This window comes from Aeromonas sp. FDAARGOS 1406, assembly GCF_019048565.1.
Classification (GTDB): Bacteria; Pseudomonadota; Gammaproteobacteria; order Enterobacterales; family Aeromonadaceae; genus Aeromonas; species Aeromonas caviae.
This window is the reverse complement of the sequence record NZ_CP077378.1, coordinates 1,178,568-1,200,457: the sequence shown is the minus strand read 5'-3', so window position 1 is coordinate 1,200,457 and position 21,890 is coordinate 1,178,568. Positions and strand designations below refer to the sequence as shown.

Here is a 21,890-nt window from a genome sequence, read left to right as displayed (position 1 = left end):
TCGGTTGATAATTATTTTAATACATCGATGATTATCTATTCTCGATAGGAGGTTAGCATTTTGGACACCGTTGTGAACCCCCAATGAAGGAACGATCGGAATGAAAATGACCAAGGCCCTGCTGGCCTCTTGCCTGTTTATGGCGGCTCCCCTGATGGCTGCCGATTACGATGTCGATGCAGCGCACACCACAGTCCAGTTCAAGGTGGGCCACCTCGGCTTCTCCGAACTGGTCGGCCGGTTCAACACCTTCAGTGGCACCTTCAGCATGGACGACGCCAACCCGGCGGCGGCCAAGGCGAGCTTCGAAATCGATGCCGCCAGCGTGGATTCCAACCACGAGGCCCGCGACAAGCACCTGCGCAGCCCCGACTTCCTGGACGTGAAGCAGTACCCCAAGATGACCTTCGTCAGCACCGGCTATGAAGGCACCAAGGACAAAGGCGTACTCAAGGGCACCCTGACCCTGCACGGTGTGTCCAAGGACGTGGCCTTCGACCTGGTCCACATCGGCGAAGGCAAGGATCCCTGGGGCGGCTACCGCAGCGGCTTCAACGCCACCACCACCATCAAGCGCAGCGAGTTCGGCGTGAACTACATGGTGCCGAACATCCCTGACGAGATGACCATCAACCTGTTCGTTGAAGGCGTGCGCAAGTAATGGGCGCAGCACTCCTGCTTCAAACCCTGGCGGCTCCTTTAGGGGCCGCTTTGCTGTCGTGGCGCTGGCCGCGGCTGGGCTATCTGTGGGGCGCCCTGGGGATCTGGCTGGTAGGCTGCTTGCTGGGCGGTGCCTATGGCCTGCCGGTCAAGGCGTGGCAGTGGCTGCCGCTGACCCTGCTGGTGCCCGCCCTGACCCAGGGTACCAGCAAGGGGATCGCCCTCGCGCTGTTCGGGGTGCTGGGCGCCCTGGTGTGGTGGCAGGGGCTGGCCTCCGTGCTGGCGAGCGAGCCCGGGATCTGGCTGGCCCTGCTGCCCGCCATCCTCTGGTCTGGCTGGACGAGCTGGCGTGGTGACAGCGAGGAGGGGCTCGGCTTCGCCCTGGCCTTCATCTGGCTGGCGCTGGTCATCGGCATCGATGGCAGCCTGCTCATCGCCCAGCTGACGGGGGCCCTGGCCGCGTTTGCCGGATTCCGTGCCCTGCTCGGCGCCTTTGCAGGGGTCAAGGTGATCCCGGCTGCCCTGGGGCTTTCACTCGCCTTCGTGCAGATGCTCGCCTGGCAGTACGTGGAAGTGCCCCTGCTGGTGCTGCTGCCGGTCTGGCTGTTGCCGCTGCTGGAACGTGCCCTGCACGGGCGCCCGGGACTCTCTCGCTGGGGGGTCTTGATCCTGGTGGCGGCCGTCGGTGCCGGAGTGAGTCTGTGGTGGGTATGGCCAGAGGCGTCACTTTACTGATTTCTGCATGAAAAACAGGCTATTACCTTAGAAATTGATGGGCTTGTCAAAGTCTGGACAGATAAAGATTGAGACCCATGGTGCTTTCGGATAAAAAGGATTTTCAATTATCTGGATACACACAGAACCCGGCTATGCCGGGTTCTGTTTGCCTGCTTTCCCGCGGCACGCTAAGGAGGCCACAGTTGCGCAGTCAGGGATCTGAGCATCTGTTTTTTCGCCATTTCACCGAACAGGGATGTCTTGGGGATCTCTGCATCCTGCTGGTGACCCACCTGCTTCCCGACAGACCCGACTTCATCCAGGTGCTCGATCGGGTGGGCCGGGTCGGTGCCATCCTGCCCAAACCCAAGTCCGTGCATGGACCGACGCTGGCCTGGGCTCAGCAGCACTACCCCGTGCTGCCCCTCAATCGCCACTGGACCTCGGATCCCGGTGAGGTGATCGCCCAGATTGCCCCCCTGGTGATGTCCCACGAGCGGCTCATCATCCTCGACATCGGCGGCTACTTCGCCAAGAGCCAGGCGGTACTGGCCGAGCACTTTGGCGCCCGCTTCATCGGGGTGGTGGAGATGACCGAGAACGGCCATCAGCGCTACGAACAGGAGTCCCTGGCGGCCCCCGTCATCTCGGTGGCCCGCAGCCCCCTCAAGCAGGCGGAAGATATCCAGATCGGCCTGAGCGTGGTCTACTCCGCGGAGTCCCTCGCGCGTACCCTGAGGCGTACCTTCAATGTCTGCCAGGCCGCCCTGTTCGGCTATGGCAAGGTGGGGCGCAGCATCGCCCGGGAACTGCGCTGTCGCAACCTGCATCTGGAGCTGGTGGAGACGGATGCCCTGCGCCAGGTGGAGGCGCTCTCCCACGGCTTCAAGCTGGTGAACAAGGCCGAGGCCCTGGGCCGCGCCGAGCTGGTGATCTGCTCCACCGGCAACGGCTCCCTCGATATATCCGATCTGCAGGCCCTGCGCCCCGGCGCCATGCTGGCCTCGGTCACCTCCGCCGACGACGAATTCGCCTTCAGCCTCGCCCAGCTGCCCTGGCCGAGCGAGGAGGTGTGTCCCCATGTGCTGGCCTTGACCCGGCCGGACGGCAGCACCATCTTTTTGCTCAACCGGGGGGAGGCGGTCAACTTCGTCCACGGCGCCGTCATCGGCGAATATGTCTACCTGGTGCTGGCGGAGATCATCGAAGGGGTGCACCAACTGGCCCATCAGGCATCCACCCCGGGCCTTCACGAACTGCCCCAGGCCACCATGCAGCGCATCGCTCGCCACTGGTTGACCGATTTTCACGGAGTCACCCCATGACAGACACCCATTTGCCCCTCGCGAAACCGCGCATCGAAATCCGTTACTGCACCCTCTGCCGCTGGATGCTGCGGGCCGCCTGGCTCGCCCAGGAGCTGCTCTCCACCTTCGACGGCGAACTGGGAGAGGTGGCCCTGGTGCCTGCCAGCAAGGGGGAGTTTCGCATCCTGGTGGACGGGGTGCTGGTGTGGGACAGGGTGGCCGACGAGGGCTTCCCCGAGGCCAAGGAGATCAAGCAGCGGGTACGGGATGTCATCGCCCCGGAGCGGGATCTCGGCCATGCGGATCGTAAACCCGCAGCCGAGTAGGCGGCATCACCCATGATGTGAAAGAGGGAGGCGCAGGCCTCCCTCTTTCGTTGCGGTCCCCGGTCAACGGTCGCCAGATGTGGCCAGCGCTTCCCCGGGGGGGAGGCCGATATAGCGGGCCCGCTTGTGGGGCTTGATGCGGCTCACGTCCACCCACACCAGGCCGTCGATGCAGTGGTTGAAGTCCGGGTCGATGCCAAAGTCCATGAACTGCACGCCCCCCGGCTCGCACAGCTCGGCGTACTGCTTGTAGAGGGTGGGAATGGCGCAGCCCAGGTTGTCGAGCCCGGCCTTGAGCACCTTGAGGTCGTCCCCGTAATCGCGCCCCTCGAACAGCGTCGGCGTGGCGGGATAGGGGCGGCGGGAAGGGGCGAGGGCAAGGGCGGGGGCGAAGTGCTGGCGATAGAAGCTCACCAGCAGATCCTTGGCCGCCGGCGGCAGGCTGCCGGAGAGGGTGACGGGCCCGAACAGGTAGCGGTATTGGGGATAGCGGGCCAGATAGGCCCCGATGCCGAACCAGAGGTAATCGAGCCCCCGCTTGCCCCAGTAGGCGGGCTGGATGAAGCTGCGGCCAAGCTCGATGGCCTGTTCCAGCCGGGGCAGCAGCTTCTCTTCGAAGCCGAACAGGGTGTGGCTGTAGAGGCCATCCAGCCCCTTGCTGGCCAGCCGTTCGGCCACCGGGGCGAAACGGTAGGCGCCGATGATGTCGAGGCGGGCGGGATCCCAGAGGATGAGGTGGTGATAGTCATCGTCGAAGGCATCGAGATCCCGCCGCTTGCCCGAGCCTTCCCCCACCGCCCGAAAGGCGATCTCCCGCAGGCGCCCCAGCTCACGCAGGATCACCGAGTGGCTCTGCTCGTGGCGGCGATAGAGCAGGATGCGCTGGCCGTCCGGGGTCTGGCCGAGCAGCTCGCACCCGTCGATGGCCTGTTTCAGCAGGCGGCGATCCTCCGGCAGGGCGATGGGGGCCTCGGTCTGCAACCGTCCCGCCTTGCCCCGAGCGATTCGGTAGAGGTGGCCGCGCACCAGCCTGGTCGCCGTCTTGGCCGGCAGCTCCTGAAAACTGGCGAGGGGAATGCGCGCCCCTATGGTCACCGGCAGCGTCTGCCCCTGCTGGCGAAACAGCTGGCGTACCAGCAGCAGGGCGGAGGCGGGCTTGTTGAGCCAGGAGGCGAGATAGAACCAGAGGCTGTTGCGCCCTCCCAGGTGAATGGGCACCAGGGGCGTTCGGCTGCGCTGGGCCAGCTTGATGAAGCCGGCCTGCCAGGGGCCATCCTTCACCCCCTTGGGGCCGAGGCGGGAGACCTCGCCTGCGGGGAAGATAACCAGGGCCCCGTCGGCGGCGAGGTGTTCGTTCATGGCGAGGATGGCCTGCCTGTTGGTCTTGCCCCCCAGGTTGTCCACCGGCAATAGCAATGGGCGCAGCGGCGCGAGCTGGGCCAGCACCTGGTTGGCCACTATCTTGACGTCGGGGCGGATGCGCCCGATGAGGCGCAGCAGGGCCAGCCCGTCCAGGGAGCCGATGGGGTGGTTGGCGACAAGAATAACCCGGCCGCTGGCGGGAATGTGCTCGAGCTCGGCCTCGCTCACCCGGTAGTCGAAGTGGAGCTCGGTGAGGGCTTGCTCGACGAAGTCCAGACCGCGCAGGTGGGGATGGCGCGCGGCAAAGCGAGTGAAGGCCTCCTCGTGCAGCAACCAGCGCAGCCCCTGCCTCATCAGGGGACGGAGGAGGGGCTGGCTGGCGAGGCGGGGCAGGTGCTGCCCCAACAGGGTATCGACGTCGAACATGGGCAAGGCTCCGCTGAACTTTGCCCCAGCTTGACGTCCCTGCGTGCCTTTCGTGTGTCGGTTGGGTGACGGTTTGATGACGGGGCGAACCCCGTCCTTGCCCCCTTACTCAGCCCGCCAGGCAGAGGTGAGGCGCACCAGCGCCACCAGGGTGGCGACCGCTTTTTCCATGGATTGCAGGGGGATGAACTCGTGCTTGCCGTGGAAGTTGTGGCCGCCGGTGAACAGGTTCGGGCAGGGCAGCCCCATGAAGGAGAGCCGGGCGCCGTCGGTGCCGCCGCGAATGGGTTTGATCTTGGGCACCACGTCGGCGGCCTCCATGGCGGCTTTGGCCAGCTCGACGATGTGGGGATGGGGCGCTATCTGGCTGCGCATGTTGCGGTAGTTGTCCACTATTTCCAGGGTGATGCGCGCCTTGGGGGCGTCCAGCTGCAGGGAGGCGACCCGCTCCTTTAGCTGGGCCTTGCGGGCGGCGAAGCAGTCATCGTCGAAGTCGCGGATGAGGTAGTGCAGGGTGGTCTCCTCCACCGTGCCCTCCATCCGGGCCAGGTGGAAGAAGCCCTCATACCCCTGGGTGCACTCCGGGGTCTGCTCGGCGGGCATGGCGGCATGGAAGCGTGCGGCCAGGGTCTGGCTGTTGATCATGCTGCCCTTGGCGGTGCCGGGGTGGACGTTGTTGCCTGTGATGCGCACCGTGGCGCTGGCGGCGTTGAAGTTCTCGCATTCGAGCTCGCCGAGCTCGCCGCCATCCACCGTGTAGGCCCACTTGGCCGGGAAGCGGTCCAGCGGGAAGCGGTCGGCACCGCGCCCTATCTCCTCGTCCGGGGTAAAGCCGACCCAGACATCGCCACGGGGGATCTCGGGGTGAGCCTGCAGGTATTCCACGGCGGTGAGGATCTCGGCGATGCCCGCCTTGTCGTCGGCCCCCAGCAGTGTGGTGCCGTCGGTGGTGATGAGATCCTGCCCCAGGTAGTTTTTCAGGAAGCGGTACTGGCGGATGGCCAGCACCTCGTCCCCCTTGCCAAGGCAGATATCGCCCCCCTGATAGTTCTCGACTATCTGGGGGACGACGCATTCGGCCTCGTAATCGGCGGTGTCCATGTGGGCGATGAGCCCGATGGCGGGGGCATCCGGCTGGTTACCCGGCAGGCAGGCGGTGAGGTAGCCATGCTCGTCCAGGGTGACCTGGCTCAGCCCCATCTGCGTCATTTCATCGCGCAGGGCCCGGGCGAAGAGGCGCTGTCCCTCGCTGCTGGGGCAGGCAGGATTGGTCGCATCGGAACGGGTATGAAAGGTGAGGTAGTGGAGAAAGCGCGAAAGCAGGGTGTTCATGGGCAAGCCTCGGGTCACGAAAGAGGAGTCATTGTGGCCAAGACGGCGGCGCCGCTTATTGCGTCAGCGCAGTTTTTGATGACTTTGTGGGGGAGAGAAGGGCCATCGAGGGGGAGGGGCAGGGATCATCGCTCGGCACCTTGCATAAAAATTCCAAAATAAAAACTGGTTAAGCAATTGCGAAAAAGCTGAATTTCCCCTCGGCCCAGCGCTGGCAAGGGGTGACCCAAAAAGCGTGACGTGTTGGTTATTTTCATCGCCTCGCCCACGCACTCCCATCCCCCGCCATCCCAGAGCCCGCCTTGCTGGCAGCGAGATTTTGCCCCCCGATGAAAACCCGTTTTTTAACACGATTTTTTATTGTCACTGGCTGCGGTAAGTGTGTACACTCCGCGCCGATCCAAGGGCAACCCTGCGCAGGCCGTGTCCGCCAGACCCGCAGGATCATGACGCCTATAGGGCGAGGCACGCAGAAACGACAGACACTGCTGGGGAATGGTTTCTTTAATACCGGTTAGGCTCCGGTATCAGGGAGAACAACGGACTCTCATCTTTCAGCTGACCGAGTGGGCTTCGGGCTCATCATCTCCCTTGTCATGGGCGGTCACTGGCGTTGAGCGGGTCGTAGTGGTTGTCGTCCATCAACACGATGCGTGCTGACGTCTTCCCTTCTCTTCCTTGAAACCCTCTCCTGTCCGTCGGGATGGCTGCCGAATGATGAACAAACGGCGTGGCTGATGCCGATTGTCATCAAAGTACCGCGGTACGCCGGCAAGGTGTTACCGCATACCGTTGAGCTTGATGTAAAGCCACCAGCCCCACATCAAGACTCGTTACTTCCCAAGATCCACCAGGCAGCCTTGGCTTGCCGCGATGTGCAATGAACAGGATGTGGCGGAGCATGCTCCGTTGCGGGTCCAACGTCAGCAGGCCGCTCTGGCTTGCCGCATTTTGCAATCAATGGTCTGGATGTGATTGAGGGTAACGAAGGCGGCCTACGGCCGCTCATTTGCGAGGCATAGCCCATGACTAACTGGTCCAGCAAGGACTCCTTGAAGGTCTACAACGTTCCCTACTGGGGTGCGGGTTTTTTCAATATCAATGACGCCGGTCATGTGACCGTCTCTCCCGACAAGTCTCGCCCCGAGGCTCAGATCGTGCTGTCCGAGGCCATCGAGCAACTGCGCCAGTCCGGGCTGACCACGCCGGTGTTGCTGCGTTTCCCCGACATCCTCAAGAGCCGGGTCGATGCGCTGTTCAACGCCTTCGGTCAGGCCATCGAAAAGTCAGGCTATGAAGGGGATTACCTGTGTGTTTACCCGATCAAGGTAAACCAGCAGCGCCGCGTCATCGAGACCATCAGTCAGTCCTACAGCGACAAGCCCCGGCTTGGGCTGGAAGCGGGCTCCAAGCCCGAGTTGCTGGCCGTGCTGTCCCATCATCATGAGCAAGGGTCCGTGATCGTCTGCAACGGTTACAAGGACCGCGAATACATCCGCCACGCCCTCCTGGGCAACCTGATGGGCCACAAGGTCTACATCGTGGTGGAGAAGCCCTCCGAGCTGGAAATGGTGCTCGACGAGTCTGCTCGTCTCAACATCAAGCCCAACATCGGGGTGCGCGCCCGTCTGGCGTCCACCGGCTCCGGCATGTGGGAATCGAGCGGCGGTTCCATGTCCAAGTTCGGCCTCTCTGCCTCCCAGATCCTGTCGCTGGTGGAGCGTCTGCGCAGCCTCGGCAAGCTGGACTGCCTGCAACTGCTGCACTTCCACCTGGGCTCCCAGATCGCCAACATCCGCGACATCCAGGGCGGCATCCGCGAGTGCGGCCGCTTCTACGCCGAGCTGTGCCGTCTTGGCGCCAAGGTCGAGGTGGTGGACGTGGGCGGCGGCCTCGGGGTGGACTATGAGGGCACCCGCTCCCAGAGCCACTGCTCCGCGAACTACAGCCTCTCCGAGTACGCCAACAACGTGGTCTGGGGCATCGGCGATGTGTGCCGCGAGTTCGACCTGCCGCACCCGACCATCATCAGCGAGTCCGGCCGTGCCCTGACTGCACACCACGCCGTGCTGGTCACCAACATCATTGGTGCCGAAGGGGTGGAGGTGAACGACATCAGCGCCCCGGACGAAGACGCGCCCACCATTATGCAGAACATGTGGAAAGGTTGGCTGGACCTGCGCGGTGAAGATCCCTCCCTGCTGGAGATCTTCCACGACTCCGTGGCGGATCTCGGTGACGTCAACGCCCAGTACACCATGGGCCTCTTGAACCTGGAGCAACGTGCCTGGGCCGAGATGCTGCACCAGAACACCTGTCTGGCGCTCAAGGAGCTGCTGAACCCAGTCAACCGCAACCACCGCGCCCTGGCCGACGAGCTCTCCGAGAAGCTGGCGGACAAGTGCTTTGCCAACTTCTCCCTGTTCCAGTCCCTGCCGGATGCCTGGGGTATCGGTCAGGTGTTCCCGGTGATGCCGCTGGCCGGCCTCGAGCGTCCGCTCACCCGCCGCGGCATCCTGATGGACATCACCTGTGACTCCGACGGTCAGGTGGAGCACTACGTCGACGGTCTGGGGGTGGAAAGCACCCTGCCGATGCCGGTCTACGGTGAAGACGAAGAGTGCCACGTCGGCTTCTTCCTGGTGGGTGCCTATCAGGAGATCCTGGGGGATCTGCACAACCTGTTTGGTGACACCCACTGCGCGGAAGTGTGGCTGGATGAAGAAGGCAAGATGGACATCCGCAACGTGGTGCGTGGCGACACCGTGGACCAGCTGCTGCGTTACGTCAACATCGACCCGTCCGTGATCCGCGAGAACTACCAGCGCATCGTCTCCCACCCGGCGCTGGACGACGAGACCCGCAAGGCCCTGCTCGACGAGCTGGAGCTGGGTCTGCAAGGCTACGCCTACCTGGAAGACGAATAAGCCATCGGCTTGTTCCTCGTCGGTCAAATGACGGACATGAAAAACGGCGCCTTCGGGCGCCGTTTTTGTTGCGCTGTTGCCTGGCTGGGTCCGGTTGGCGGGCTCGGTCACCCGGGCTGGCGGCATCCCGCCCCGGCCACTGCCCGCTTCTGCCCGTCACCACCCTTGATCCAGGTCAAGGGGGACTTAGGTCCCTTATTTTACGGTCAAGAGTGATGTTGGTGAATGACACATAAGGATGTGCGTATGGAACTCAAGAGGGACCCGAGATGCTATACCGACGTCTGTATCGACGGTAAGTGGTATCACTACGATCACTGCAGCACTCACGTTTATATGCTGATGGGGGGCGCCGCCCCCAGCCTGCAGCTTGCCCATGAACCCGGCAGTGAAGAGGAGCTGGTGGAGATGCTCCGCCAGCACCCCCAACGCTGACTGCCTGCGGGCCATCGGGGGTATCGCCCCGGCGGCCCGCCTTGCTCAGCCCGCCTTGCGGCCCAGGATCTTCTTGCCCATCTCCAGCAAGGCCGTTGCCGCCGCATAGGCCTCGTCTGACTTGCCTATCTCGTCCGCTACGTAGAGAAAACCGGATCTGTACTTCTCCACCGCCTCGCGGGGAGTGGCCGCGTCGATGAAATCCTCTTCCACCTCGAACCCTTGCGTCAGCAGCGCCTCCTTCTCCGTGAGGAAGGTGGGGGAGGCCATGTCGACATAGGTATATTGCTGACGGCGGGAGGCGGGGACGCTGAAGAACTGGTATCTGGCCATGGATGTGGCTCCTCTGAACGGGTGATCTGCCATGGGGGCGCTCGATGCGCCCGGCAAGATAAAGGAGCATTCGAGTCTTGCAGCAGACTACCTTGAGTCGTGAAGGGACGCAATCGGGCTGGTGATGGCCCTGGCGACACGGGCGCAGCGCCCCACCTGCTTGTCAGGCAAGCACACCTTCCAGCACCCGTTGGGGAGTCTCGGGAGCGCAGTGGACAAGCAGTTGCTCCCCGGTCATGGGGCGTCCGAGCAGGTAGCCCTGCAAGGTGTCGCAGCCCAGCTCGGTCAGCAGGTCGCGCTGCTCCGGGGTTTCCACCCCCTCTGCCACGATGCGCATCTCCAGGGCCTGACCCAGGGCGATGATGGCGGCGATGATGGTGGCATCATCGCCTCCCCGCTCCAGGGTGGTGACAAAGCCCCGGTCAATCTTGAGCTCGTTGGCGGGGAAGCGCTTGAGGTAGAGCAGGCTGGAGTAGCCGGTGCCGAAGTCGTCGATGGAGATGCCAAGGCCGAGCTCGGCCAGGCGGTTGAGGATGGCGAGGCTCTCCTCGGCCTTCTGCATGGCGGTGGATTCGGTGATCTCCAGGGTCAGGTGACGGGCCTCGAGCCGATGGCGGGCGAGGGCGCCCTGCACCTCCTCCAGCAGCCCGGGGCTGGCGAGCTGGATGGTGGAGAGATTGACCGCCACGCTCCAGTCGTGATGACCCGCCGCCCGCCAGGCGCTCATCTGGCGGCACGCCTCGTCGATGACCCAGTTGCCGATGGGGATGATGAGCCTGCTCTTCTCCGCCAGCGGCAGGAAGCTGGCCGGCGAGACGGCACCATGCTCCGGGTGCTGCCAGCGCAGCAGGGCCTCGGCTCCGACCACCTGGCCGCTGCGGGCACAGTATTTGGGCTGGTAGTGCAGGGCCAGCTCCCCCCGCTCCAGGGCGTGTTGCAGCTCCTTGTGCAGCAGGAACTGCTGGTGGGCGTTGGCGTTCATGGCGCTGTCGAAGTAGTAGTAGTCGTTGCGCCCCTGCTCCTTGGCGTAATACATGGCGGCATCGGCGTTGAGGGTCAGCTCGTGCAGGCTGGTGCCATCCTGGGGATAGACGGCAATGCCGATGCTGGCGGTGATGTGCAGGCTGTGGTGCTCCCACTCATAGGGCCGGGCCAGGGTGGCCAGCAGCCGCTCGGCAAAGGCCGTGGTCTGGCTCACATCCCCCGGCGCCAGTGCCAGCACGAACTCGTCCCCGCCAAAGCGCGAGGCGGTGTCGCTGGCTCCGAGCAGGCCGGTGATGCGCTGGGCCACCTCGGCCAGCAGCAGATCCCCGGTGTGGTGGCCGTGGGCATCGTTGATGATCTTGAAGCCGTCGAGATCGAGAAACAGCAGGGAGAAGCTGCGCTGGCTGTGCTGGCACTCCTGGATGCGCTGCTCCAGCCGGTCGGCAAACAGCAGCCGGTTGGGCAGCCGGGTCAGGCTGTCATGGAGCGCCAGCTTGAGCAGCTCGTCGTGGGCCTGATGCAGGGAGGTGGAGAGCCTGGCGGCGTGGGCATCCAGCATGGAGAGCACGAAGGCGATGGCGAACACCGCCAGGGTCACTATGATGACCACGGTTGCCAGCCACTGGGTATTGAGACCGGTGTAGAGGGCCCCGCACAGGCTCTCTGCGGGGAACTGGGCCGCCGCCATGCCGGTGTAGTGCATGCCGATGATGGCGCCCCCCATGACGAGGGAGGCGAGAGCCTTGCTGAAGAAGGCGCGGGGCGAGCTGTTGCGCAGGCGAAACGCTATCCAGAGCGCGGCACCCGAGGCGAATACCGCGATGAGGATGGAGAGGATGAAAAGCCCAGGCAGGTAGTGGATGCCGGGCGTTATCTTCATGGCCGCCATGCCGATGTAGTGCATGGTGGCGATGCCGGCCCCCATCAGCACGGCCCCGAACAGGATCTGGTGCCAGGGGAGCTGGGGACGACTCACCAGCCAGAGCGCAAAGGCCGAGGAGCCGATAGCCGCCACCAGGGAGAGACCGGTGAGGGTCAGATCGTATCCCAGCGCGATGGGCAGGTTGAAGGCGAGCATGCCGATAAAATGCATGGACCAGATGCCGAGCCCCATGGCGAAGGCTCCCCCCGCTAGCCAGAGCACGGCGGCCCGTCCCCGGCTCTGGCTCACCCGGCTGGTCATGGTCAGCGCCGTGTAGGAGGCGAGCACCGCCACCAGGATGGAGAAGAACACCAGATCCTGGCTGTAATAACTGTCGAGCATGGGGTGGGTTGGGGTCACGTTCATTTACTCTGGGGTACATCAGGGCCTGAGCCTGGGCCGGGTCAGGGGAAATCGGGTGGCAGATTGTACACCAGGCGTCCCTGTCATGAGCCAGAGATACGTACCAAAATGGCCCCCGGATCAGAGCAAAAACTCTGTCTTTTCTGGCATTGGCCGCCATCCTGTGACCGATAAACCGGCACATCCCCATTTTATCCCGTCTGAACAACAAGATAGGGGGGCATGGGGCGCTTGCCACGGCGCTGGCGGGCCCGTGGCGAAGGCGTGTGGTATGCGCACAAGGCGCCTGTGCGATAAAGGCGCGCACCCCCTGTCGTCCTTTCACGATAGCCGCAGGCCATGCGCTCAAGGAGTCAGCACAAGCCTGCATCCTCCGGGTCTTGGTTGACCCGGTACATCTGTTATCATCTTCCCCCTGTTTTCTTATCTCGTTGACTCTGCTGGAGAAACCATGTCTCGAACCCTCTATTTGCTGCGCCATGGCCAGACCCGTTACAACGCCGAATTGCGGTTGCAGGGGCGTTGCAACTCCGAGCTGACCCCCAGGGGCGAAGCCCAGGCCCTCGCCATGGGGGCCCGTCTGGCCAAGCTCCTGGCCGAGCCCACCGACTGGACGATCTACGCCAGCCCCCTCGGCCGGGCACGGCAGACGGCGGAGCGGGTGTGTCAGCAGCTTGGCTTGGACCAGGAGCGCATCATCTGGGACGAGCGGCTGGTGGAGCTGGGGATGGGGGAGTGGGAGGGTTGCCGGGTGCCCGAGTTGCTGGCGGCCCACCCCGAGCTGGATCTGGAGGAGCCGGACTGGTATCTGCGGGCTCCCCATGGTGAGAGTTTTGAGAGCATTCAGCGCCGGGCCCGGCAATGGCTTGAGGACGAGCACATTGCCGAGCAGGCCATCGTGGTTTCTCACGGTCTCTTTGGCGCCATGCTGCGCGGCGCCTATGCGGATCTGGACTACACCACCACCTGGCTGCAGGAGCTGCCGCAAGATGCCTTCTTCAAACTCAGTGGCGGTCGCATAGAGCGGATTGCCTGCTGACCACACGAAGGCGGCCCGCAATGGGGGCCGCTTTGAGGGCTGGGGATTATTCTCTCTTCAGCCTGGGTAGCTTTCGATAGAGTGCATCGCGTTTCTCTACCTGATTGGCGCCATAGTGAAGCTCGCGATGGCAGTTAGGGCAGAGCGCCACCGTATTGTTGATGGTATCCGAGCCTCCGTCAGCCAAGGTGCGCAGGTGATGCACCTCGAGAAAAGGTTCTCCGGTTGCCGTGGTAAAGGGGGCTTGTGCATCACAACCCTCACATTTCGCGGCTGCGGCCACCAGCACCCAGGCTTTGACCTGGGGATCCCTCACATAACTTGTTGTGGTCAGGTAGCGCAGGGATGGCTCTTCTATACCTGGGGGATGAGGAGAGATGGGTTTCTCCTTGTATTGGATGACCTGATGTTCGAATTCTGCTTGTCCGCTAAACGGTTGTCCGTCTAACTCACAGATCAGGCGTTCAATAATAGACGCATTCTGCGCCCCTACATTCTTGGCCGGTTTTAGCCCAGAGACCCAGGCTCTGCCCATCAAGACGCAGACGTAAGAGATATTTTGCATCCGATATTCAAACGACTTATCGGACCGTTGGAATCGAGCCGCTAACTCTGCGTAATAGTGCTTTTTGACAAAGGTAGTGCCTTCCAACTCCTTCTTGTACATCTCCAGATAGGCGGTCACCGTCGCCCTTAACTCTTCTTCTGTCCATATGTTGCGCAAAGCCGACTCGTCCGAGTTGTATTTCATTGCAAGAAGGTTAACTCAATCGAAGCCGAAGTTCAGTAGAAAGGTTAATAAACCCTCATATTATCAATACATTGATGATGCCAAGCAGTAGTTGGGTCTTCTTGGCTTCTTTCAGTTGGGCAATCAGGACGAAAGGCTTTGCGGGCCAAGGCACAGTCTCTGCCAAGGGAACTGGGTATGATGGTGCGGCAATCAACATGACAGGGAGCAAGCATGATAAGTCATATCGACCATCTGGTATTGACGGTCAGCGACATTGAGCGGGCGGTGGCGTTTTACAGCGGCGCCTTCAAGATGGAGCCCATCACCTTCGGGGCGGGGCGCCGGGCGCTGCGCTTTGGCAACCAGAAGATCAATCTGCAACTGCTGGGGGAGGAGGCGCGCAACCGGGCGCAGGTGGGGTCGGGGGATCTCTGCCTCATCACCCGCTGGCCCCTGGATCAGGTGATGGCCCAGCTGGCGAGCCAGGGGGTCGAAATAGTGGAGGGGCCAGTGATGAAAAGCGGTGCCTGTGGTCCCATCGAATCGGTCTATTGCCTGGACCCGGATCGGAACCTCATCGAGATCAGCCGCTATTGCTGAGCTCTTGGCACCTTGCGATTTGTGTCATTGCTCCCTGGTGCGCCCCTTGCGCAGCAGAGGGATCACGGTGAGCACCATGCCGGTGAAGAGCAGCAGATAGCCCAGGGGCAGCAGGGCGAAGGGCTCGTGCAGGAATCCCTGTGCATCCACTGTGGAGCCCAGCAGGTTGAAGGCCACAAAGCAGCCGAGCCCGGCCAGGATCAGCAGGGCACCTATTTTCATCGTCATCTTGTCATCCTCGTCAGCGAGATGGAACGGATGGGAGACTTTCATGCCTGGGTGAAGCGAGTGTGAAGTCGCGCCAGGCACCAAACACAACGGCAGCCCGAGGGCTGCCGTTGTGTTGAGGGGGAAGCCCCGGGCCAAGGCGTTCAGCAGACCCCTTGCGCCAGCATGGCGTCGGCGACCTTGACGAAGCCGGCAATATTGGCGCCGCTTTCGTAGTTCACATGGTCATCATCCTGACCGTAACGGACACAGGTGGCATGGATGCTGGTCATGATCCCCTTGAGGCGGGCGTCCACCTCCTCCCGGGTCCAGGAGAGGCGCTGGGCATTCTGGCTCATCTCGAGGCCCGAGGTGGCAACCCCGCCGGCGTTGGCCGCCTTGCCCGGGGCAAACAACACCTTTGCTTCGTGGAAGAGACGGATGGCGGCGGCGCTGGAGGGCATGTTGGCCCCCTCGGCCACCAACTGCACGCCGTTGGCAATAAGCTGCACCGCATCTTCGGCATCCAGCTCGTTCTGGGTGGCGCAGGGGAGGGCGACGTCGGTCGCCAGGTGCCAGGGGGTGCGGCCGCTGAAGAACTCGAGCCCGAGCTCATGGGCGTAATCCGCCACCCGCTTGCGCTGCTCGTTTTTAAGCACCATCAGGCGGGCCAGCTTCTCGGGGGTGAAGCCGTCCGGATCATAGACGGTGCCGCCGGAGTCGGAGGCGGTGATAACGCGGGCGCCGAGGGCCATCGCCTTCTCGATGGCGTACTGGGCCACGTTGCCCGAGCCCGACACCGAGACCCGCAGGCCATCGAGGGACTGGCCGCGATGGGCCAGCATGGCGTCGACAAAGTAGAGCAGGCCGTAGCCGGTGGCTTCCGGACGAATGAGGCTGCCGCCAAAGGAGAGTCCCTTGCCGGTGAAGACGCACTCGGCGCTGTTGGTGAGCTTCTTCATCATGCCCGCCATGTAGCTCACCTCGCGCCCGCCCACCCCGATGTCGCCCGCCGGCACGTCGGTGTTGGCCCCCAGGTGGCGATAGAGCTCCAGCATCAGGGCCTGGCAGAAGCGCATCACTTCTCCTTCGCTCTTGCCCTTGGGATCGAAATCGCTACCCCCCTTGCCACCGCCCATGGGCAGGGTGGTGAGGGCGTTCTTGAAGGTCTGCTCGAAGGCGAGGAATTTCAGCACCGAGAGATCCACCGAGGGGTGGAAGCGCATGCCGCCCTTGAAGGGGCCGATGGCGGAGCTGTGCTGCACCCGGTAGCCGCGATTCACCTGCACCTGGCCCTGGTCATCCACCCAGCTCACCCGAAACTGCACCAGGCGCTCGGGTTCCACCAGTCGCTCCAGCAGGCCGTGTTGCAGGTAGCGGGGGTGGCGCTCCACATAGGGCCAGATGGAGGCGATCACTTCGCTCACGGCCTGGATGAACTCGGGCTGGTGGGGGTTGCGGCTGGCGACCTGGGCCAGAAAGGCCTCCTGGGAGAGGGAATGACTCATCTTTAACTCCTGTCATGAATGATGAAAGTGGCGTCCTGCCAGAGAGGGGATCATGCCCGTCTTCAGGGTTCGCGGGGCTCAAGGGGCCCGTAGTTGCGCCCCGATGGGGGTGTCATTTCCCGTCGTCGGCGGGTCAGAGCAGATAATTCGCGATGACCAAAATCTTTTTATGCATTTTTGCTGGATAAATATCAAGCGTTAGATCATCTGGCTATCTGCCAAAGGCCGCACCCTATCTTCGGCGGTGGGGGCCCGGCCCATGAAGTGAGCACCATGAAGTGAAAAGAGGCGGGGAGTGTGCGGTGCAGCCCAATCAGGGCCGCGGCGTCACCGCACGCTGGATAATGGGGGCCTGCTGCTGCATCAAGGGCAGCACCCCCTGTGAGCCAGCGGCCAGGGTGCGACGGGGCCGGGCGCGGGCGCGTGCAATGTGCTACTGTAGCGGCGTTTTTTGCCGAACATGCAGGGCGCAGGCCCTTATTTCATGGAGTTGTATGCAGACGAACCCGACCACAGCGCGGCTGATCCAGCCAGCCATTCTCAAGGCCCATCCGACCCGGGAGGTGACCCATGCTGGCCGATGAATCCATGCGCCTGAACAAATACATCAGCGAGAGCGGCATCTGCTCCCGTCGTGAGGCCGATCGTTTCATCGAGCAGGGCAACGTCTTCATCAACGGCAAGCGGGCCGGAGTGGGGGATCAGGTGTTTGCCGGGGATCTGGTCAAGGTCAACGGTCAGGTGATCGAGCCGCGCGAAGCCGACAGCCTGGTCTTCATCGCCCTCAACAAGCCGGTGGGCATCGTCAGCACCACGGAGGCGGGGGAGAAGGACAACATCGTCGACTTCGTCAACCACAGTACCCGCATCTTCCCCATAGGGCGACTCGACAAGGACTCCCAGGGGCTCATCTTCCTCACCAACCACGGGGATCTGGTGAACAAGATCCTGCGGGCGGGCAACGATCACGAGAAAGAGTACCTGGTGACCGTGGACAAGCCGGTGACCGACGAGTTCGTCCGGGGCATGGCGGCCGGGGTGCCCATCCTCGGCACCGTCACCAAGAAGTGCAAGGTGAAGCGAGAGGCCCCCTTCGTGTTTCGCATCACCCTGGTGCAGGGGCTCAACCGCCAGATCCGCCGCATGTGCGAGCACTTCGGCTTCGAGGTGACCAAGCTCGAGCGCATCCGCATCATGAACGTCAGCCTCAAGGGGCTGCCGGTGGGGGAGTGGCGCGATCTCACCGACGACGAGCTGATCGAGCTGTTCAAGCTGATTGAGGACTCCTCCTCCGAGGCCAAACCGGCCAAGGGGGCTCAGGTTGCCAAGCCCAAGGCGGCTGCGGCCGGCACCCCGGCCCAGGGCAAGAAGCCGCGGCGCAGCGACGATCACGAGATTGGCGGGCGGCCCAATGTGCCGGGTCCCGAGGCGTTCGAGAAGAAGAGTCCCGTAGGCAAGGGCGGGGCGGGTAAAGGGGCTGCCAGCAAAGGGGGGGCAGGTAAAAGCGCGCCCGGCAAGGGGGGCAAACCCGCCCCGGGCAAACCGCGGCCAGGGCAGGGCGGGCGCCAGAAGAAGGGGCGCTGAGCGCCAGGCCTTCCCGCACCCTGATGAACAACACCGGCCAAGGCCGGTGTTGTGCTTTCTGGCCCCCAAGGCCGGTGCTCGCCGGATCAGGCAGGCTTGTGGCCTGCCGTCTGCACAGCCATGGCCTGCTCCGGGGGCAGGCCCATGGCCCCTGGGTAGTGGCGCGGGTTGAGACGCACCACCAGCAGGCTCATCAGGACCAGGGCACCGAGCTGCCACTGCCAGGCGGCGGCGAAGTCACCGCTTGCATGGTGCAGGCGGGCCGCCACCCAGGGGCCGGTAGCCGCCACCATGAAGCCGACCCCCTGCATCAGGGCGCAGAGGGCGCCCGCCCGGCGTGGGTCGGGCAGGTGATCCAGCGCAATCACCATGATGAGGGAGAAGCTCCCCCCAAGCCCGGCGCCGCACAGCAAGCACCAGAGCAGGGGGGCGGTCTGGGGAGCGAGCCAGAGGCCGCCAAAGCCCGCCAGCTGCATGGCGATGGCCAGCGCCATCCAGGGGCGGCGGTCCAGCCGACCGGCTGCCAGCAGGGGCAGGCCAAGGCCGCTCGCGGTCTGGGCCAGGGCGAGCCAGGCCACCAGCTCGCCCCCTTGCTGGGCGCTCCAGCCCGCCGCCATGTAGGCCGGGGCCAGCCAGGCTACGACGATGCCGTAGCCGCTGTTGATGATGCCAAAGCAGGCGATGAGCAGCCAGGTGCGGGGCAGGGGGAGCAGCCGCTGCTCCCCGGTGGGGGCGGGCGTGCTGGCCGGGGCAGGCAGGGGCACCCGCCAGGCCAGCCAGCCGAGGGCCAGCAGCACCGGCAGGCCCCAGAGCGCCAGCGCCCGAGACCAGTCCAGATACTCGGCAAGGCGCGGGGTGAGCACGGCCCCGAGCGCCCCGCCCCCCATCATGCAGGCGGAGACGATCCCCATCACCAGGGGCACCTTTTGGGCGAACCCCTCCTTGATGAGGCCGGGCAGCACCCCCTGCACCAGGGCCGAGCCCAGCCCGCACAGGGCGGCGCTGGCGATGAGCAGGGCGCCGCTCGCCAGGTCGAGGCGCAGGGCGCTGCCAAGGGCGAGCAGCAGCAGGGCCGCCCCGAGCAGGGGGCGCGGGCCCGTGTGACCCAGGAGCGCCGGGGTGAGCAGCACGCCGACCCCGATAAGCCAGAGGGGCAGCAGGGTGACCCAGGCCAGGGTATCCACCCCGAGGGCCAGCCTCGCGTCGATGCGAGGGGCCAGGGGGCCGATGGCGGTGAGGAAGGGGCGCAGGTTGAGGGCGATGAGGATCACCAGCACCAGCAAGGCGCCGCTGCCCGGGGGGAGGAGGCGCTTATGCATGGGGCAGGGGACCGTAGAGGGTTTCGGCCGCGATGGGGCTCGCCAGCTTGATGAGGGGCAGGGGCGGCGGGCACAGGGGCAGTCGCAGGGCCGCGTAGGCCGCGCGGCTGTCATAGCCGAAGGGGGCGGCATCGTCGTTGTCAAAGGCGTAGTAGACCGCCTGGATGCCGTTCATCACCAGGGCCGACAGGCACATGGGGCAGGGGTGCCCGCTGGCATAGACGATGGCCCCGGCCAGCGGCCCCTGGCGACTCCCTTCCCGCAGCGCTTCCAGCTCCGCGTGACGGGTGGGGTCCCCCGCCTCCAGCATGCGGTTGACGGCGCTCGCCACCAGCCGGTTCTCCCTCACCAGCAGGGCGGCGAAGGGTCGCCCCCCTTGCTGGCGATGGGTCAGGGCCAGGTGCAGGGCCTGCTCCAGCCACTCCTGATGACTGGGGGCCGAGGCAGCGGTGAGGGAGTTGAGGAGGCGGGCACCGGACTGGGAAGGGGGTGGCATGGTCATATCCTGGCAAAAAAGGGGGAGGACAGCAGCCTAGAGGGTCGCCGCATCATTTGGAAATTAAATGATAAAATGACTTCCAGTGGTTTTATAAATGGAGATTGCCCATGGAGCGCCCCCTGCTGGACCCCCAATTGCTGCAGAGCTTCGTCGCCATCGTCGAAACCGGCAGCTTTACCCGCGCCGCCGAGCGTATCCACCTCACCCAGTCCACCCTGAGCCAGCAGATGCGCCGCCTGGAGCAGCAGCTGGGCTGCACCCTGCTCGACCGATCCGGCCGCCAGGTGGTGACCACGGCCCAGGGGGAGACCCTGCTCGGGCTGGCGCGCCGCATCCTGGGGTTGCTGGCCCGGGCGGGGGAGCGGGTGAGCGAGGCGAGCCACCCCCTGCGCCTCGGGGTGCCGGAGGATTTTGCCGCGGGGGCCATGACCCCGGTGCTGGCCGCCTTCGCCCGCGCGCACCCGCAGGTGCGGCTGGAGGTACAAAGCGATCTCAGCCATGCCCTGTGGCAGGCGTTCGAAGGGGGAGAGCTGGATCTGGCCCTCATCAAGCAGGGGCGCGGCCAGGGGGAGCCCATCGCCCGCTGGCGCGAGCCCCTGGCCTGGGTTGACAGCCGGGAGTGGCCCGCCGCCGGGCGCGACCCCCTGCCTCTGGTGGTGTTTCCAAGCGAGGGGCTCTACCGGCGCCAGATGACCGACGCCCTGGATGCCGAGGGGATCCCCTGGCGCATCGCCTACGTGAGCGGCAGTCTCGCCAGCCTGCAAGGGGCGGTGAGCGCGGGGATCGGGGTCAGCCTGCTGCCGGCGCGCCTGTTGCAACCGGATCAGGTGGTGCTGGCCCATTGGCCTGCAGTGCGCTCGGTGGAGCTGGCCCTGCACCAGGGGCCGGGCACGAGCGAGCCCCTCGCCCGGCTGGGGGAGGCGCTGATCGCGCTCTGTGACGAGGTGATGGGGCCGAGGTAGCCCGGGCGGCCAGGGGTCAGGCCAGGGCCTGTTTTGGTACCACGGCGAGCCAGATTTCCACTTCGCCGCTGCCGGTGGCGGCGTCAAAGCGGGCGCCGTAGCGCTCGAAATCCGGCTGCTGGGCAGATTGATAGTCCGATTGCGCGAGCCACGCCAGGGCCTGGCGCCAGGTGTGCGGCAGGGGCGCGACATGCCCCTGATGCAAGAAGATGGCGTAGGTCTGGGGGGCGATGCGCATGCGGCCAAGCCCGGGAGGCAGCACCTCCAGGGCGGCGACCTCCACCCCGCAGAGGTATTCGCAGTGGGTGTCGGTGGCGGCGCAGATGACGCCATAGGCGTGCTCCCCGAGCTGGCCCGGCAGGGGAAGCAGGGCGCTGAGGTCGCGCCACTGGCCGGCGAAGTCCCCCTGCTCGAAGGGGTGGTGACGGCGCACCCCCCCGAGGAGCATGGCGCGGCCTTGTTCGATGCGAATGGGGGCTGACATGGTGCCTCCTGCGGGGGCGCTCAGGCCTCCCGACCTTCCTCGAGCTTGCGCTCATAATCCCGGCGAACGATGGCGAGTGCCGCCAGGGCCAGCGCGGGGGCGATGTGGTTGGTTTCCAGCAGTTCAATCAGATCCACCGCGAGCTGGACCTCGGGGGGGGCATTTTCCAGAGACATCTTGGGTTCTCAAGGGCAAGGGTAGTCGCCATTATAGCGCCCGGCGGCGCGAAGACACGCCCCGGCAGCCCGGGGCGGGACAGGTCACATGTGCTGGCGCATCTCCTTGTCCAGCTCCTCGCGCAGGGCCATCAGCTTTTTGGCGTACTGCTGCAACTGCAGATCGCTCTCGCTCACCGGCTGCCACTGGGGCACCGGAGTGGGTTTGCCATGCTCGTCCATGGCCACGAAGATGATGATGCAGTGGGTGGTCTTGCGCCGCTCCGGGTCGGTGGGGTGGCGGCTGTAGACATCCACCGCCAGGTGCATGCTGGTGGTGCCGGTGTGGATCACCTTGGCGTGTACCTCCACCAGCTGGCCTATCTGGATGGGTCGCAAGAAGCGGATGCCCCCCACATAGACGGTGACGGCATAGCCGCCACACCAGCCGGCGGCGCAGGCGTAGCCGGCCTGGTCAATCCACTTCATCACCATGCCGCCATGGACTTTGCCGCCAAAGTTGACGTCGGCGGGTTCGGCGAGAAATTGCAGGGTCAGTTCACGGGCGCTCATGGTACTTCCTTATGTCGAGGCAAGGGGGGACTCCTTGGCTGTCCCCCGGGGACAATAGCAGCGGGCGGGGCCGACACTGATCCAACCAGCGCCTCTTCTTGTCTGCGCCGTCATTCACCTTGAGTTCAGCGCA

The 21,890-nt window shown here is 64.5% G+C and carries 22 protein-coding genes; 10 read left to right on the top strand and 12 right to left on the bottom strand.

Annotation, left to right across the window (positions count from 1 at the left end; all coding sequences use genetic code 11):
* Positions 1-100: 100 nt before the first annotated feature.
* The 4 genes from I6L36_RS05460 (at position 101) to I6L36_RS05445 (ending at position 3,010) form a co-directional block, all read left to right on the top strand.
* Positions 101-661, top strand: a complete 561-nt coding sequence (locus I6L36_RS05460) for a YceI family protein (RefSeq protein WP_010674176.1) — start codon at positions 101-103, stop codon at positions 659-661.
* Entirely contained in the window at positions 661-1,395 is a 735-nt protein-coding gene (locus I6L36_RS05455; protein ID WP_109112719.1) for a hypothetical protein, read from the top strand. The genes I6L36_RS05460 and I6L36_RS05455 overlap by 1 nt, the downstream gene beginning before the upstream one ends.
* 185 nt (positions 1,396-1,580) lie before the next feature.
* Positions 1,581-2,702, top strand: a complete 1,122-nt coding sequence (locus tag I6L36_RS05450; protein WP_010674178.1) for an adenosylhomocysteinase — start codon at positions 1,581-1,583, stop codon at positions 2,700-2,702.
* Positions 2,699-3,010, top strand: a complete 312-nt coding sequence (locus tag I6L36_RS05445) for a SelT/SelW/SelH family protein (RefSeq protein ID WP_010674179.1) — start codon at positions 2,699-2,701, stop codon at positions 3,008-3,010. Before I6L36_RS05450 ends, I6L36_RS05445 begins: the two co-directional genes overlap by 4 nt.
* 63 nt (positions 3,011-3,073) lie before the next feature.
* Here I6L36_RS05445 and I6L36_RS05440 read toward each other — a convergent pair whose 3' ends face one another.
* Positions 3,074-4,798 carry a lysophospholipid acyltransferase family protein gene (locus I6L36_RS05440; protein ID WP_201920321.1) on the bottom strand — a complete coding sequence of 575 codons (1,725 nt, stop codon included), beginning with the start codon at positions 4,796-4,798 and terminating at the stop codon, positions 3,074-3,076.
* A gap of 105 nt (positions 4,799-4,903) precedes the next feature.
* Positions 4,904-6,130, bottom strand: a complete 1,227-nt coding sequence (gene pepT / locus I6L36_RS05435) for a peptidase T (protein ID WP_109112904.1) — start codon at positions 6,128-6,130, stop codon at positions 4,904-4,906.
* Positions 6,131-7,155: 1,025 nt separating this feature from the next.
* Here pepT and speA point away from each other — a divergent pair.
* Entirely contained in the window at positions 7,156-9,057 is a 1,902-nt protein-coding gene (gene speA, locus I6L36_RS05430; RefSeq protein ID WP_109112905.1) for a biosynthetic arginine decarboxylase, read from the top strand.
* A gap of 246 nt (positions 9,058-9,303) precedes the next feature.
* Complete coding sequence (locus tag I6L36_RS05425; RefSeq protein ID WP_010674183.1) at positions 9,304-9,492, top strand: hypothetical protein; 189 nt, start codon at positions 9,304-9,306, stop codon at positions 9,490-9,492.
* Between the two features lie 45 nt (positions 9,493-9,537).
* Here I6L36_RS05425 and I6L36_RS05420 read toward each other — a convergent pair whose 3' ends face one another.
* Both I6L36_RS05420 and I6L36_RS05415 read right to left on the bottom strand, forming a co-directional pair.
* The gene (locus tag I6L36_RS05420; RefSeq protein WP_041212754.1) at positions 9,538-9,825 is read right to left on the bottom strand and encodes a hypothetical protein; all 288 of its coding nucleotides are present in this window, start codon (positions 9,823-9,825) and stop codon (positions 9,538-9,540) included.
* 163 nt (positions 9,826-9,988) lie between these two features.
* Positions 9,989-12,097, bottom strand: a complete 2,109-nt coding sequence (locus I6L36_RS05415) for a bifunctional diguanylate cyclase/phosphodiesterase (RefSeq protein ID WP_254052422.1) — start codon at positions 12,095-12,097, stop codon at positions 9,989-9,991.
* A gap of 448 nt (positions 12,098-12,545) precedes the next feature.
* On the opposite strand from I6L36_RS05415, the gene I6L36_RS05410 reads away from it, so the two are divergent.
* The gene (locus I6L36_RS05410; protein WP_216987047.1) at positions 12,546-13,133 is read left to right on the top strand and encodes a histidine phosphatase family protein; all 588 of its coding nucleotides are present in this window, start codon (positions 12,546-12,548) and stop codon (positions 13,131-13,133) included.
* 46 nt (positions 13,134-13,179) lie between these two features.
* Here I6L36_RS05410 and I6L36_RS05405 read toward each other — a convergent pair whose 3' ends face one another.
* The gene (locus I6L36_RS05405; RefSeq protein ID WP_109113302.1) at positions 13,180-13,884 is read right to left on the bottom strand and encodes an HNH endonuclease; all 705 of its coding nucleotides are present in this window, start codon (positions 13,882-13,884) and stop codon (positions 13,180-13,182) included.
* Positions 13,885-14,097: 213 nt separating this feature from the next.
* Here I6L36_RS05405 and I6L36_RS05400 point away from each other — a divergent pair, with 213 nt between their 5' ends.
* A complete protein-coding gene (locus I6L36_RS05400) occupies positions 14,098-14,466 on the top strand; it encodes a VOC family protein (protein ID WP_042017439.1) in 369 nt (122 codons plus the stop codon).
* A gap of 24 nt (positions 14,467-14,490) precedes the next feature.
* Here the strand turns inward: I6L36_RS05400 and I6L36_RS05395 are convergent, their stop codons facing one another.
* Both I6L36_RS05395 and gdhA read right to left on the bottom strand, forming a co-directional pair.
* On the bottom strand, positions 14,491-14,694 hold the full coding sequence (locus I6L36_RS05395) for a DUF3955 domain-containing protein (protein WP_109113306.1): 204 nt from the start codon (positions 14,692-14,694) through the stop codon (positions 14,491-14,493).
* A 143-nt stretch (positions 14,695-14,837) separates the two neighbouring features.
* Positions 14,838-16,181, bottom strand: a complete 1,344-nt coding sequence (gdhA, locus tag I6L36_RS05390) for an NADP-specific glutamate dehydrogenase (RefSeq protein WP_216987046.1) — start codon at positions 16,179-16,181, stop codon at positions 14,838-14,840.
* Positions 16,182-16,751: 570 nt separating this feature from the next.
* On the opposite strand from gdhA, the gene rluF reads away from it, so the two are divergent.
* On the top strand, positions 16,752-17,765 hold the full coding sequence (gene rluF / locus I6L36_RS05385) for a 23S rRNA pseudouridine(2604) synthase RluF (protein ID WP_041212765.1): 1,014 nt from the start codon (positions 16,752-16,754) through the stop codon (positions 17,763-17,765).
* Between the two features lie 86 nt (positions 17,766-17,851).
* Here the strand turns inward: rluF and I6L36_RS05380 are convergent, their stop codons facing one another.
* On the bottom strand, positions 17,852-19,084 hold the full coding sequence (locus I6L36_RS05380) for an MFS transporter (RefSeq protein ID WP_201920316.1): 1,233 nt from the start codon (positions 19,082-19,084) through the stop codon (positions 17,852-17,854).
* Positions 19,077-19,586 (bottom strand): nucleoside deaminase, encoded by a 510-nt coding sequence (locus I6L36_RS05375; protein WP_041212766.1) that lies wholly within the window; start codon positions 19,584-19,586, stop codon positions 19,077-19,079. The genes I6L36_RS05380 and I6L36_RS05375 overlap by 8 nt, the downstream gene beginning before the upstream one ends.
* A gap of 116 nt (positions 19,587-19,702) precedes the next feature.
* Here I6L36_RS05375 and I6L36_RS05370 point away from each other — a divergent pair, with 116 nt between their 5' ends.
* Positions 19,703-20,545 carry a LysR family transcriptional regulator gene (locus tag I6L36_RS05370; protein WP_029314296.1) on the top strand — a complete coding sequence of 281 codons (843 nt, stop codon included), beginning with the start codon at positions 19,703-19,705 and terminating at the stop codon, positions 20,543-20,545.
* Between the two features lie 16 nt (positions 20,546-20,561).
* Here the strand turns inward: I6L36_RS05370 and I6L36_RS05365 are convergent, their stop codons facing one another.
* The 3 genes from I6L36_RS05365 to I6L36_RS05355 form a co-directional block, all read right to left on the bottom strand.
* Positions 20,562-21,029: a GyrI-like domain-containing protein gene (locus tag I6L36_RS05365; protein WP_109113241.1), complete on the bottom strand. Its 468-nt coding sequence runs from the start codon at positions 21,027-21,029 to the stop codon at positions 20,562-20,564.
* Positions 21,030-21,049: 20 nt separating this feature from the next.
* On the bottom strand, positions 21,050-21,205 hold the full coding sequence (rsmS, locus tag I6L36_RS05360; protein WP_010674200.1) for a pleiotropic regulatory protein RsmS: 156 nt from the start codon (positions 21,203-21,205) through the stop codon (positions 21,050-21,052).
* 84 nt (positions 21,206-21,289) lie between these two features.
* Positions 21,290-21,757, bottom strand: a complete 468-nt coding sequence (locus tag I6L36_RS05355; RefSeq protein ID WP_010674201.1) for an acyl-CoA thioesterase — start codon at positions 21,755-21,757, stop codon at positions 21,290-21,292.
* Positions 21,758-21,890: the final 133 nt, after the last annotated feature.

Coding starts and splice junctions, on each gene's coding strand:
- I6L36_RS05460 (WP_010674176.1), top strand. CDS start 101: ATGAAAATGACCAAGGCCCTGCTGGCCTCTTGCCTGTTTATGGCGGCT.
- I6L36_RS05455 (WP_109112719.1), top strand. CDS start 661: ATGGGCGCAGCACTCCTGCTTCAAACCCTGGCGGCTCCTTTAGGGGCC.
- I6L36_RS05445 (WP_010674179.1), top strand. CDS start 2,699: ATGACAGACACCCATTTGCCCCTCGCGAAACCGCGCATCGAAATCCGT.
- I6L36_RS05440 (WP_201920321.1), bottom strand. CDS start 4,798: ATGTTCGACGTCGATACCCTGTTGGGGCAGCACCTGCCCCGCCTCGCC.
- pepT (WP_109112904.1), bottom strand. CDS start 6,130: ATGAACACCCTGCTTTCGCGCTTTCTCCACTACCTCACCTTTCATACC.
- speA (WP_109112905.1), top strand. CDS start 7,156: ATGACTAACTGGTCCAGCAAGGACTCCTTGAAGGTCTACAACGTTCCC.
- I6L36_RS05425 (WP_010674183.1), top strand. CDS start 9,304: ATGGAACTCAAGAGGGACCCGAGATGCTATACCGACGTCTGTATCGAC.
- I6L36_RS05420 (WP_041212754.1), bottom strand. CDS start 9,825: ATGGCCAGATACCAGTTCTTCAGCGTCCCCGCCTCCCGCCGTCAGCAA.
- I6L36_RS05415 (WP_254052422.1), bottom strand. CDS start 12,097: ATGAACGTGACCCCAACCCACCCCATGCTCGACAGTTATTACAGCCAG.
- I6L36_RS05410 (WP_216987047.1), top strand. CDS start 12,546: ATGTCTCGAACCCTCTATTTGCTGCGCCATGGCCAGACCCGTTACAAC.
- I6L36_RS05405 (WP_109113302.1), bottom strand. CDS start 13,884: ATGAAATACAACTCGGACGAGTCGGCTTTGCGCAACATATGGACAGAA.
- I6L36_RS05400 (WP_042017439.1), top strand. CDS start 14,098: ATGATAAGTCATATCGACCATCTGGTATTGACGGTCAGCGACATTGAG.
- I6L36_RS05395 (WP_109113306.1), bottom strand. CDS start 14,694: ATGACGATGAAAATAGGTGCCCTGCTGATCCTGGCCGGGCTCGGCTGC.
- gdhA (WP_216987046.1), bottom strand. CDS start 16,181: ATGAGTCATTCCCTCTCCCAGGAGGCCTTTCTGGCCCAGGTCGCCAGC.
- rluF (WP_041212765.1), top strand. CDS start 16,752: ATGCTGGCCGATGAATCCATGCGCCTGAACAAATACATCAGCGAGAGC.
- I6L36_RS05380 (WP_201920316.1), bottom strand. CDS start 19,084: ATGCATAAGCGCCTCCTCCCCCCGGGCAGCGGCGCCTTGCTGGTGCTG.
- I6L36_RS05375 (WP_041212766.1), bottom strand. CDS start 19,586: ATGACCATGCCACCCCCTTCCCAGTCCGGTGCCCGCCTCCTCAACTCC.
- I6L36_RS05365 (WP_109113241.1), bottom strand. CDS start 21,029: ATGTCAGCCCCCATTCGCATCGAACAAGGCCGCGCCATGCTCCTCGGG.
- rsmS (WP_010674200.1), bottom strand. CDS start 21,205: ATGTCTCTGGAAAATGCCCCCCCCGAGGTCCAGCTCGCGGTGGATCTG.
- I6L36_RS05355 (WP_010674201.1), bottom strand. CDS start 21,757: ATGAGCGCCCGTGAACTGACCCTGCAATTTCTCGCCGAACCCGCCGAC.